Annotated in this window: 9 protein-coding genes; all 9 read left to right on the forward strand. The window is 39.3% G+C overall.

Going from position 1 to position 13,468, the window contains the following annotated elements; translation table 11 throughout:
• Window positions 1–9: 9 nt before the first annotated feature.
• The 9 genes from J9318_RS07760 (at window position 10) to J9318_RS07800 (ending at window position 13,411) form a co-directional block, all read left to right on the forward strand.
• A complete protein-coding gene (locus tag J9318_RS07760; RefSeq protein WP_210559381.1) occupies window positions 10–2,316 on the forward strand; it encodes an efflux RND transporter permease subunit in 2,307 nt (768 codons plus the stop codon).
• 234 nt (window positions 2,317–2,550) lie between these two features.
• The gene (locus tag J9318_RS07765) at window positions 2,551–7,380 is read left to right on the forward strand and encodes an NAD-glutamate dehydrogenase (RefSeq protein WP_210559382.1); all 4,830 of its coding nucleotides are present in this window, start codon (window positions 2,551–2,553) and stop codon (window positions 7,378–7,380) included.
• An 82-nt stretch (window positions 7,381–7,462) separates the two neighbouring features.
• Complete coding sequence (gene pyrD, locus J9318_RS07770; RefSeq protein ID WP_210559383.1) at window positions 7,463–8,470, forward strand: quinone-dependent dihydroorotate dehydrogenase; 1,008 nt, start codon at window positions 7,463–7,465, stop codon at window positions 8,468–8,470.
• 71 nt (window positions 8,471–8,541) lie between these two features.
• The gene (locus tag J9318_RS07775; protein ID WP_210559384.1) at window positions 8,542–9,081 is read left to right on the forward strand and encodes a cell division protein ZapC domain-containing protein; all 540 of its coding nucleotides are present in this window, start codon (window positions 8,542–8,544) and stop codon (window positions 9,079–9,081) included.
• Window positions 9,078–10,286: a phosphopentomutase gene (locus tag J9318_RS07780; protein WP_210559385.1), complete on the forward strand. Its 1,209-nt coding sequence runs from the start codon at window positions 9,078–9,080 to the stop codon at window positions 10,284–10,286. Before J9318_RS07775 ends, J9318_RS07780 begins: the two co-directional genes overlap by 4 nt.
• 108 nt (window positions 10,287–10,394) lie before the next feature.
• Entirely contained in the window at window positions 10,395–10,865 is a 471-nt protein-coding gene (locus tag J9318_RS07785) for a Dps family protein (protein ID WP_210559386.1), read from the forward strand.
• A gap of 135 nt (window positions 10,866–11,000) precedes the next feature.
• Window positions 11,001–12,068, forward strand: coding sequence for an esterase-like activity of phytase family protein (locus tag J9318_RS07790; RefSeq protein ID WP_210559387.1), 1,068 nt, complete (start codon window positions 11,001–11,003; stop codon window positions 12,066–12,068).
• Window positions 12,069–12,230: 162 nt separating this feature from the next.
• Complete coding sequence (locus tag J9318_RS07795; protein WP_210559388.1) at window positions 12,231–12,806, forward strand: thymidine kinase; 576 nt, start codon at window positions 12,231–12,233, stop codon at window positions 12,804–12,806.
• Window positions 12,807–12,817: 11 nt separating this feature from the next.
• Window positions 12,818–13,411, forward strand: coding sequence for an HD domain-containing protein (locus tag J9318_RS07800; protein WP_210562406.1), 594 nt, complete (start codon window positions 12,818–12,820; stop codon window positions 13,409–13,411).
• The last annotated feature ends 57 nt before the right edge of the window (window positions 13,412–13,468 follow it).

The following is a 13,468-nucleotide window of genomic DNA, read 5'->3' on the forward strand; positions in this document are numbered from 1 at the left end:
TCTTCCTCGATGTTAATTCACTCTTTAGAAACATTTTTATTCCGACAAAGACCTTTAGTAATACTGATCTTTGCATTTTTTACAGCGGTTCTCGGCTATCAAGCTTCTAATATTCACTTGGATGCCTCTTTTAACAAGAATATTCCATTACAGCACGAATATATGCAGACGTATGTGCAGTACAGTGAGGAGTTTGGTGGCGCCAACACCGTTTATATTTCCGTGTGTGATAAAGAAGGCGATATCTTTAACCCACACTTTTTTGAGGCTTTAAAAGGGGTTCATGACCAGCTCTTTTTTATTCCAGGTGTAAATCGAACGCTGGTAAACTCTCTTTACTCTCCTAGCACACGCTTTATTGAAGTTGTAGAAGACGGTTTTGCCGGTGGTCCGGTGATACCAGCAGATTTCCAAGCAGATGCAACAGGCCTTGCTACCGTTAAACAAAACGTGGAGAAAGCAGGTATTGTTGGTAGAAGTGTTTCTGACGATTACTCGTGTGCCATGGTTTCAAGTCAGCTACTAGAGAAAAACCCTGAAACTGGTGAAAATCTAGATAGTATTGCGCTTGCAAATAAATTAGAAAAGCAAATTCGCGAGAAGTTTGAAGACGACAAAATTTCGGTCCACATTATCGGTTTTGCCAAAATGATTGGAGATGTTGCAACTGGTGCGAAAGACGTTGTGGTATTTTTTGCGATAGCAATTGCAATTACTTCGTTGATGGTATGGATATTCTGTCGCTCTTTGCTACTAACGGTTTTACCAATTGTATGTTCGTTCATGGCTGTTGTATGGCAGTTAGGAATGTTAAATACGCTAGGGTTTGGTTTAGATCCGATGTCGATACTAGTGCCATTTTTGGTCTTTGCTATAGGCGTTAGTCATGGCGTGCAAATGATCAACTCAATTGGTAAACGAGTACACGAAGGTATGACTGCAAGAGAAGCAAGTTGTGCAAGCTTTGTGAAGCTTCTAATTCCGGGCGGTATTGCTTTACTTTCAGACACTGTTGGATTCTTAACCTTATTAAACATTGATATTGGTATTATTCGAGAGCTGGCGATTACTGCCAGTGTTGGTGTAGCAATAATTATCTTCACTAACTTATTTTTGTTACCAGTTTTAGCGTCATATATTGACTTTGATAAACAATTTAAAGCACAGCCAGAGGGCACTCACGACCATATATGGCGTGCTATGTCATCGTTTACTAAACCAAAAGTGGCTTATTCTATTTTGTTTGTAACGGCGATGCTTTATGTGTTTGGTTACGTTAAAAGCCAAGATATGAAAATCGGTGATATGCAAGCAGGTGCACCGGCATTACATGCAGATTCTCGATACAACCAAGACACCTTTTTAATTACGGATCGTTACGCTATCTCAACAGATATCTTAAAGGTTATTGTTGAGACAAAAGAAAGTGGTTGTACGTATCATTCAGTAATGAATTTGATTGATCAATTCCAATGGCGTTTAGAAAACGTAGAGGGTGTTCAATCCGCGGTCAGTTTGTCTTCTGTAGCGAAAGTTGTTAACACTGGTTTTAACGAGGGCAACTTAAAATGGCGTTCATTGCCTAGAAATACTACTTCATTGGTTCAGTCAACGGCTAGAATTGAAACGAGCACCGGATTGTTAAATCGTGACTGTAGCGTTATGCCAATTATTCTGTTCTTGGAAGACCACAAAGCAGAAACTATCGAGCGAATTGTTGATGAAGTAAAAGCGGCACGTGCAGAACTTGAAACAGATGAAGTTAAATTTAGATTAGCGTCTGGTTCAGCAGGCGTAATGGCGGCAACAAACGAGGCTGTTTCTGCCGCTCAGGTGCCTATGCTTTGGTACGTGTATGGTGCAGTCGTTCTGCTGTGCTTAGTTAGCTTCCGTTCAGTTAAGGCAACTATTGCGGTTGTATTACCGTTATTTGTTGTTTCAACGTTAGCGCAAGCATTAATGACTTACTTGGAAATTGGCCTTACTGTTTCAACGATGCCAGTTATTGCGTTAGGTGTCGGTATCGGTGTCGATTATGGTATTTATATTCTATCTACTATGGTTGAATCGATTAGAAATGGTGAATCAACGAGAACGTCATACTTTAATGCGTTAAAAGAGCGCGGAAGTGCGGTCTTATTCACTGGTTTAACATTAGCAATTGGCGTGAGCACATGGGTATTTTCTGCACTTAAATTCCAAGTTGATATGGGAATACTATTAACATTCATGTTTTTAGTGAATATGTTAGGTGCAATTATCGTACTACCAGCGTTAGCATCGGTGTTATGGCCCAATCAACGTGAAAAAGAATAAAAAATTATAAATTAATTCTTTAATAACAAATGCATAAATATAAAAAAAAGCGACGTAAAGTCGCTTTTTTATTTAGTGCTTTTGCATAAGTGCCTAACTAGCTCATCAGAGCAGTTGTAATATAGGAAGACATTGAAAAAATTCATTTTAATTAGTTGGAGATTAGGGCTACACTTGTTGATGTCAAAAAAGTATAACAAATATCAGCATTTAAATATTTAAAAGGAAACTGTAATGACCTTGTTACGTAATTCCTCGTCTGTGATCCTTAAAAATGTCTCAAAGCTCATAGAAGAAAAATTGCCATTAGAGCGTCGTGCTCATGTAGAACAATTTGCATCTATTTTATTCGGAAATATCTCACAACAAGACTTAGAAAAAAGAATTGATGTAGAGTTATACGGTGCAGCTTTAAGTCTTTTTAACGCGTTTAGCGAGGCAAATACTGGTCAGCCTTTCATCCGAGTGTTTAACCCTGAGTTAGGGAAACATGGTTGGGAATCTGAACACACTATTGTGCAAATCGTTGTTAATGACTTGCCATTTTTAGTAGATTCCGTGCGTATGGCATTAAACCGCCTTAATATTACTTCTCATTTATTAATTCATACGCCTATTAAAGTTAACCGCGACAAAAAAGGAAACGTCAAAAGTTTTGTTGATCTAAAGTCAAACGACAAAACGACACACACGCAAACTGTTTTCTTAATTGAAATTGATCGTCAAGCGGACAGCAAACAAGTAAAAGCTTTAACTAAGGACTTAGAGTCTGTGTTGGCAGACGTAAGTATTGCAGTTGAAGACTGGAAACCTATCCAAGAAAAATTACAAAATTGCATAAATGAAGCGTCTAATTCAAAACATGCAGAACAATCGACGCTTAAGACCAGTATCGATTTTCTAAATTGGATCGCAGACCATAACTTTACGTTGATGGGATACCGACAATACAAGGTTTCTGGTGTTGAAGGTGATACTGAGATCACACCAGTTGCTGGCTCAGCGTTAGGATTGACTAAAAACAGAGAGCCAAAAGTTCGTGTTTTGTCAGACTTGTCCAACGCATCTCGCCAAGAAGCGCTATCAAACAATTTATTAGTGATTACAAAAACAGGCTCAAAATCGACAGTACATCGTCCTGCTTATATGGACTATATCGGTATCAAGATGTTTGATGATAGTGGTAAAGTTATTGGCGAGCACCGATTTATTGGTTTATACGGAGCGGGTTTTTATAACTCAAGCGTAAAAGACATTCCATTACTAAACGAAAAACTAAATCGAATTACTGAAAAAAGCACATTTGCCGTCGGCAGCCATGCTTATAAAGCGTTATTAAACGTGCTTGAAACCTATCCACGTGATGAGTTAATTCAAGCATCTGAGCAGCATCTGATGGAAGTTGCTTTAGGCGTTTTACAAATGCAAGAGCGCGATATGACTAAGCTATTCATTCGTAAAGATTCTTTCGGTCGATTTTATTCGTGCATGGTGTTTGTTAGACGTGAACGCTACAACACCGCCCTTAGACGTGATACGCAAAGTATACTGAGTCAAGCTATGAATAGTGATGAGGAAGTTGAGTTTAACACTTTTTTCTCAGAGTCACCGTTAGCCAGAACACACTATATCGTTAGAGCCACAGATCAGGATGTAGAATTAAACGTGAAAGATATTGAAAATAACTTAATTGAAGCCGCTCGTACATGGGACGACAAACTTTCATCCGCACTTAGCACCTCATATGGTGGTGCCAAAGGGAAAGAGCTTGCTGTTCGTTATGCCAATGCATTTCCATCATCTTATAAAGACCAAGTATTGCCTTCAACAGCAACGGTAGATATTCATCATTTAGAAAGTTTAACGGATGAAAATAAACTAAGTATGCTGTTTTACAGACCACAAGAAGAGTCTGATAAAAATGCCGTACGGTTAAGTTTGTTCCACAAAGATGAGCCAATTCATTTATCTGATGTATTGCCGATTCTTGAAAACTTTGGACTGCGTGTGATTGGTGAAACCCCTTATCAAGTAAAAACTGAGCAGGGCACTAGTTGGATCATGGACTTCACCATGCGCCTGACAAACGGCGATAATTCAGACTTTGAGAAAACTCAAGAGCTGTTTCAAAATGCCTTTGATGCAGTATGGAAAAATAACTTAGAGAATGACGGTTTTAACCGACTAATTTTAGGTGCGAAGTTAAGCGGTCGCCAGGCCTCAGTTATTCGTTCTTACGCTAAGTATATGCGCCAAATTGGTGTGACTTTCTCTCAAGCGTATATTGAGTCTACATTTGACCGATATCCGAAGATAGCTGGACAATTAGTTGAGCTGTTTACACTTAAATTTAGTCCAAAAAAAGTTAATGAGAAAAAGTACGAAAAACTAAAAGAGAAACTTTTAGTAGCTCTAGACGACGTAGCGAACTTGGACGATGATCGTATCATTCGTCTATACATCACGTTAATGGATGCAACACTGCGTACAAACTTTTACCAAAAGGCAAAAGATGGCTCGTTCAAGCCATATATCTCGTTTAAGTTGCTACCAGCGCAAATTCCTGAAGTCCCATTACCAAGACCTAAATTTGAAATTTTTGTTTACAGCCCAAGAATCGAAGGTGTTCACCTACGAGGCGGTAAAGTGGCTCGTGGTGGCTTGCGCTGGTCTGACCGAATGGAAGATTTCCGTACAGAAGTGCTTGGTCTAGTAAAAGCACAGCAAGTTAAAAATACAGTAATCGTTCCAAATGGTTCAAAAGGTGGTTTTGTTTGTAAGCAAATGCCAGTTGAAGGGGGTCGTGATGCGTTTTTTGCTGAAGGTCAAGAGTGCTACCGTATCTTTATTCGAGGCCTTCTAGACCTTACCGACAATATTGTACACGGTGAAGTTGTTCCACCTAAAGATGTGGTGCGCCATGATGAAGATGATACCTACTTAGTTGTAGCAGCAGACAAAGGTACCGCTACATTCTCGGATATTGCGAACGCTATTTCTGAAGAATACAATTTCTGGTTAGGCGATGCTTTTGCTTCCGGCGGAAGTGTTGGTTATGACCATAAAAAAATGGGTATTACCGCTCGCGGTGCATGGGAGTCAGTTAAACGTCACTTTAGAGAAATGGGCATTGATTGCCAAACGACCGATTTTACCTGTGTAGCTATTGGTGACATGGCCGGAGATGTATTTGGTAATGGTATGTTGTTGTCTAAACACACGCGCTTACAAGCTGCCTTTAACCATATGCATATCTTTATCGATCCAAACCCCGATGCGGCGTCCTCGTACGTTGAGCGTCAGCGTTTGTTTGAGTTACCTCGCTCTTCGTGGGAAGACTACGATAAGTCGTTAATCTCTGAAGGTGGTGGCATCTTCTCTCGTAGTTCAAAGTCTATTCCGTTAAGTCCTGAAATGAAAAAGATGTTAGGGACTAAAAAAGCGTCAATGGCGCCAAATGACTTGTTACGAGCATTATTAACGATGCAAGTAGATCTAATTTGGAATGGTGGTATTGGTACTTACGTTAAAGCTAAGTCAGAAACTGACGCACAAGTTGGTGACCGAGCAAATGACGCACTTCGCATAAACGGTTCTGAACTGAATGCTAAAGTCTTTGGTGAAGGCGGTAACTTAGGTTTAACGCAGTTGGGCCGTATAGAGTTCGCTCAACATGGTGGACGTATAAACACAGACTTCGTTGACAACGTAGGTGGTGTAGATTGCTCAGACAATGAAGTAAATATAAAAATATTACTAAATCAATTGGTAAACGAAGGTGAATTAACAAGAAAGCATCGTGATCAGTTACTTTACGATATGACTGATGACGTGTCTCAAATCGTTATTAAAGACTGTTACCGTCAAACACACACGATTTCTATTACTGAACTAAAAGGCGTGAGTTTAGTTAAAGAGCAATTACGTTTTATTCATGAGCTTGAGAAGTCGGGTAAATTAGACCGTGAATTAGAGTTTTTACCAAATGATGAAGAGATCGCAGAGCGCCAAGCAAAAGGAAAAGGCTTCACTCGCCCAGAACTTTCGGTATTGGTCGCTTATGGCAAAATGATCTTAAAAGAGCAGTTTGCTATTGAAGAAATTGACAGCAACCCTTACTACATTCCGCTGTTAGTTAAGGCGTTTCCACCTAAATTGCAAAAGAAATACGCTGAGCAAATACAGTTACATCCATTACGTAAAGAAATCATAGCAACTAAACTTGCTAATGAAGTCGTAAATGACATGGGCCTTAACTATGTCGTGCGTATGAAAGAAGAAACGGGCGCTACCGTTGAAGAAGTTCTAACATGCTACATGATGGCCCGGGAAGTATTTGATATGCCAAGTGCATGGTCGAAAATCGAAGCGTTAGACAACAAAGTGCCGGCAATTGTACAAACCGAAATGTTGCACCAACTTCGCCGTACTGTTCGTCGAGCTTCAAGATGGTTCTTACGTCATCGTAACAAAGCGTTAGGCTTGAATGAGACTATTGAGCACTACAAACCAAACTTTGATAAGTTGATGCAAAACTTAGGTGATTGCCTAGTCGAGAAAGAGAAGAAACAGTTGTTGGATGCTCAACAAAGTTTCGAGCGTGAAGGCGTGCCTAAAGATATAGCGAAATACGTTTCGCAATTGTCATCAATATTCTCTGTGATGGATATTGCCGATGTAGCCGCAAATACTAATCGCGATGTAACCGAAGTTGCCACTATGTACTTCCGTTTAGGCTCAGATTTAGGTTTGCATTGGTTCTTAGATCAAATTACGAATCAACCAGTAGGAAATCATTGGCAAGCACTAGCTAGAGCGAGTTATCGTGAAGAGTTAGACTGGCAACAACGTGCTTTAACTGCGACAGTATTGCAATTTAAGTCTGATAGCAGTGACTTAGACGTTATATACGATGAATGGATGGCATCATTTGAGCATATTCTAGGGCGCTGGCAACACATGATTGCTGAGTTTAAAACGACAGAAAGTCATGAGTTCGCTAAGTTCTCAGTGGCACTGCGAGAGCTCATGCTATTGAGCCATCATTGTGAAACGGCGGTTTAAATACTGTTAATTCTCAATTAAAATACGCCTCGAATATTCGGGGCGTTTTTGTAGCGCGGTCAATTTATATTAGGAAAGAAGAATGTTATTTGAAATAGCTAAAAAGTTCATGTTTAGCCAAGACCCAGAGTGGGCTCACGATTTTGCTCTAAATAACTTTCGTCGATTTGCGAATACGCCCATAAGTTGGGTATGGCAACAAAACGTAGAAAATAAACCGGTACAAGTTTTAGGATTAACATTCCCCAATCCGGTAGGGTTAGCAGCAGGATTAGACAAAAATGGGCGCTGTATAGATGCCTTTAGCCAAATGGGTTTTGGTTTTGTTGAAATTGGCACCATTACACCGCTTGCGCAGCCTGGCAATGAAAAACCAAGAATATTTCGTATACCAGAGCGCAACGCCATCATTAACAGAATGGGTTTTAATAATGATGGCGTTGATGCTTTGATAGAGAATGTTAAAAACTCTAATTATAACGGCATCTTGGGCATTAACATTGGTAAGAATAAAGATACGCCCAATGAAAGAGGCCACGAAGATTACGTAATTTGTATGCATAAAGTATATGAATATGCTGACTATATTACCGTTAATATTTCATCTCCAAATACACCAGGGTTACGAGACATGCAATTTGGTGACTCACTCATTACATTATTATCAGCGGTAAAACAGGCACAACTAGAGTTAGAAAAACAGCATAAAAAGTATGTTCCAGTGTTAGTTAAAATAGCGCCAGATATGGATGATATCGGTATTGAACAAGTAATTGAGTGCATAGTAAAGAATAGTATCGACGGAGTCATAGCAACCAACACCACGCTATCGAGAGATGCAGTTAAAGGTTTAAAACACGGTGACGAAATGGGCGGTTTGAGTGGCGATCCTGTTCGTGACATGAGTACAGAGGTAATTAAAAAAATCAGGTCGATTAATGCGACACTTCCAATTATAGGTGTGGGTGGCATTAGTAGTGCGAAGGCAGCTAAAGAAAAGTTAGACGCTGGAGCATGCCTAGTTCAGGTGTATAGTAACTTTATTTACCAAGGTCCTAAACTAATCAAAGATATAGTGAATGGTTTATAAACTGTTGACAGAAACTATAGCGCTTAATACTCTGGACTTAATTAATTAGCGATAAGACTAAGGGCTATATCTTGCAAAACTGCGTTACTAATGGAGAGGGCTGGTACTGGCTTGTTGATGACAGTAGTGGTTCATTCCTACTTAAATTAAGTGAAGATGTGGTATTTCCTACAGTGTATAAAGCATCCGAATTAATAAATAGTTTTCAAGATGAGCAATGTTTTACGACCTCAGATGCATTTTTATATAGCCTATTCAGAGATAAATTTTCAGCGGTAGCCATGGATGAGCAACAGGCCTTTACTTTGGCGGTAAACGCAACCGTAGCGAATCATTATTTAAAACCTCAGGCTATAAAAAGTTGGTTTTTTTCGGTTGCACAACACAAAGAAACAAAAATTATAAGACAGGGTGACTGGGTTGCCTTGAATGCTAAAGAACAGGCCATATATCTAGTGTTAGATACAGATCAACACGCTTCAAACGTTATTTTAGTTAGTGAACGTCATGTTATCGATGACTCTCGATTATATATTCGCGGAAAAGCATTACGCGTGCACAACGATCGATTAACGCCAGTTTCACATCAATTACAGGATTATCAATTATGAGCCGAGTTATTATTTTAGTGGCCGACGGTTTAGGTATCGGCAGTTCTGCAGACGCAGAAGCTTTTGGCGATACTGGCGCAAATACGTTCTTCCATATATATCAACATATGCTTCAAGAGCATAATCACGTTTTAAATATTCCTAATTTAGCGAAATTAGGTTTAGTTAAAGCTTGTGAAAACGCTAATAATATTAAATTCGAACAATTTCCTCAGACTAATATTGCCGGAGCATACGGTCATATGCAGGAAATTTCTACGGGCAAAGACACACCGAGTGGGCACTGGGAAATGGCTGGTGTTCCCGTTTTATTTGAATGGGGATATTTTTCGGAAAAAACTAACAGTTTTCCACCTGAATTTATCGAAGAACTAGTAAAAAGAACTGGTGTTACTGGCATTTTAGGCAATCGACACGCACCAGGTACCGATGTGTTGACTTGGCATGGTGAAGAACATATCAAAACCGGAAAGCCAATTTGTTATACAAGTGCAGATAGTGTTTTTCAAGTAGCTGCTCATGAAAGTCACTTTGGTTTAGAAGAGTTATATAGTTTTTGTGAGATAGCCCGAGAACTGTTAGATAAATATAATATAGGCCGTGTCATCGCAAGACCATTTTTAGGCGAAACACCATCTGAGTTTAAACGAACCGGGAATCGCAGGGATTACTCGGTATTACCGCCATCAGAAACGGTATTACAAAAAGTTGCAAGCGCTAATAAACAAGTGGTGAGTATAGGTAAGATTTCCGATATTTATGCCCATCAAGGCATTACAAAAGCGATAAAAGCCACGGGTCTAGAGGCATTAATCGATACTACGTTAAATGAAATGTCGAGCGACGACGGTGAAGGGATCATCTTTACCAATCTTGTTAATTTTGACCAAGACTACGGACATCGTCGAGATATAAAAGGTTTTGCTGAAGCTTTAGAATATTTTGATAGTCGTATTCCAGAGTTATTGGCTGCATTAAATGAAGACGACACATTATTAATAACGGCGGATCATGGTTGTGACCCTAGTTGGCCAGGTACGGATCATACTCGAGAGTATGTTCCAATTATTGCCTTTAAACCCGGTATTAAAGAGGTTAACCTCGGCTTGCGTGATACATTTGCTGACATGGGCCAAACGATCGCTGATATATTTCAAGTTGAAAGTACAGCGTATGGGACGTCCTTCAAAATGTCATTAAGTTAAATATTTATTTAATAACTTTAGACACTTGAAATAAAAATAGTGATCCTCATACTTAAATATGAAGTACAACAATACTGTTAAATCAAAACACGAAGCAAAGGAGATACAATGACTGACATTAACATTGGAATTAATGCGGAAGACAGAAGTAATATTGCCGAAGGTTTAAAGAAGTTATTAGCTGATTCGTACACGTTATACTTACAAACTCACAATTTTCATTGGAACGTCACTGGCCCTCAGTTCCGTGAGTTACATTTAATGTTTGAAGAGCATTATCAAGACTTAGCGTTGGCCGTTGATGATATCGCAGAGCGTATTAGAACTTTAGACTTTGTAGCGCCCGGTACATACAAAGAGTTTGCTAGATTAAGCTCAATAGAAGAAGTGGAAGGCGTTCCAGAGGCCGGTGTTATGGTTGATTTATTGACTAAAGGCCACGAACAAGTAGTTAAGACAGCGAGACATGTTCTTAAAATTGCGCAAGATGCTGACGATGAATCAACAGCAGCTTTAGTGGGCGACCGAATGAGAGTCCATGAGAAAAACTCTTGGATGCTGCGAGCTACAAGAAAATAAAGCACTGAAATGATTAAAGCGGCGAAAGCCGCTTTTTTTTTTTGAGAAAATTTTAAAATGCGATTTTTTAACGAGTAAAACAAGTATACACTTCAAAACATAATTTAGCGTCGATTTCCACTCAGAGTGTACTTTATGCTAGCAACATCTTTGCTTACTTTTTTGGCGTCATCTTTGTTGTCATCTCATCAGCCTTTTATCGCTGAGCCGACCGTGCTTCCTCTCGCACAACCCGCATTAATTCTTAAACATAAAGATAGAACCCAAAGTGGTGGTTTTAGCGCGCTTTATTTGACGCCTGACTGCAAAAATGCGTGGTTTATATCTGATTACAGCCAAGTAGACAACGCTGAGTTAGCAAAGCAACCTGTACTTCGTTCACAATGGTTCCAAACCAATAACGAATTTGACGAGGCAGGTAGGATAGTCGATATGACAGTGAAAGCGTCTGGTCAATTAAGAGATTTAAATGGCAAGATATTATCAGGCGCCGCAGAGTCAATAGTGTCATACAAGAACGGGTTTTTAGTCTCACTAGACGATCGTGGCGATTTGTTTTTCTATACGCATATGGAACAGGATCAATTTTCTAGGGAGCTAACATCGTCAAATCCCTCTTGGCAAAATAACAACCCATCCTTGGTTAATCTAGCGCTTAGTGCTAAACCAGTACTTAAGATAGCGCAAAAGCAACTAGGAAAGGGTAATTCGGGTTTAGAATCAATTACGCAATTAAACAGCGGCGAGATAGTTTCTATTTGGGAAAAATTTAAACTATCGGAACCGACCGTACCAGTTCGAGTCGTCAAGCCGTCTGGTGAAGTGATTAATAGCACTTATCAAGCAACCTCAAGTCCCAAAGATGCCGAAACCTTAAAAAGCGGAGACGTAATTGTAATGGAAAAAGACTGGCTTGGTGCGAAAGGCTCTAGGTTGCGTTTAGCCTTAATTAACCCAGAACAATTTGTAAGCGGCACTACAATCACAAGTCAGACATTATTTGATTACACGTCAACGGAGTATGATAATTTTGAGGGTATGGCTCGTTGTACAGTAAAGGGCAGGGAATGGATTTACTTAGTATCGGATGATAACGGTGATTGGCCGCGTAAGGATGTTGAAGACAAAGGTCGAAGTCGGCAGCGTACCTTATTTGTTGGTTTCGAAATTGATAGGCTTATAAATTCACTAAATAACAAATAACAAATAACAAATAACAAATAACAAATAACAAATAACAAATAACAAATAACAAGTATGATGTTGTAAAAACACGGCAACCGTTCTCAGGTTTTCGCTTTCCATTTTACTATTAATTGCGTAGCATTCACGCAATAAAAACGATAATAAACCCACGAGTATTTAATGGCACAGCTTTATTTCTATTACTCTGCGATGAATGCAGGTAAATCAACCACACTTTTACAATCCTCATTTAATTATAAAGAACGAGGTATGGAGCCGGTAATCTTTACTGCAGCCATAGATAATCGTTATGAAGTTGGGAAAGTTACCTCACGAATCGGTCTTGAAGCCCCGGCACATATATTTCAATCTGATAGCGATTTATTCGAAATAATAAAAAACCTTAAAGAATCACAACGCGTTGATTGTGTCATGGTTGATGAGTGTCAGTTTCTCACTAAAGAACAGGTTCATCAAATTACAGAAATTGTCGATATTTATAACATTCCGGTTCTTTGTTACGGGCTTCGTACAGATTTTAGAGGTGAGTTGTTTGCTGGCGCTCAATATTTATTAGCTTGGGCTGATAAAATTGTTGAATTAAAAACAATATGTCATTGTGGTCGTAAAGCAAACATGGTGTTACGTACAGACGAGACAGGTAAAGCGATAGCTGATGGTGAGCAAGTGCAAATTGGTGGAAATGAAAGATACGTCTCCGTTTGCAGAAAGCATTATAAAGAGGCGTTGCAATGATGTCAGAATCGATGAACGTTTTGCAATCGCAAATAAATTTTATTGCTGAGATGGATCTCTTAAAGTCGGTTAAAAGAAAAGCACTGATTAAATCAGACGGTAACCGTTACGAAAATAGTGCAGAGCATAGTTGGCACATCTGTATGGCTGCATCCGTGTTACAAGAGCATATTGACGAGCCGATTGATTTAATGCGCGTTACCCAGATGTTACTCATACACGACGTTGTCGAAATAGATGCAGGCGATACCTTTGCCTTTGCACCACAAGCTGATTTAGATAAACAGTTTGAGCTTGAAGACAAAGCGGCCAAACGAATTTTTGGTTTGTTACCAGCGCATCAGCAACAGTATTTCTATGAATTATTTCTGGAGTTTGAGCGTTCAGAAACAGTTAATAGTAAGTTTGCTAAAGCAATAGACAGAATATTACCGCTTATTCAAAACATGCAAAATGATGGCGGAAGTTGGGCGCAGCACAGTATTAAACGATCTCAGGTTTTAGCAAGAAATCATGGTTTACAGGATGTATCAATGTCACTGTGGAATTATGTGCAAGAACAAATAGATATAGCAACAGAAAAAGGCTGGCTTTTAAACGCTTAAAACACAACCTTCAGCTGAATGATATTTGCACACTAGCAGTCTACTTGTTATTTTAGG

The sequence above is a fragment of the Psychrosphaera aestuarii genome (genome assembly GCF_017948405.1).
Lineage (GTDB): Bacteria > Pseudomonadota > Gammaproteobacteria > Enterobacterales > Alteromonadaceae > Psychrosphaera > Psychrosphaera aestuarii.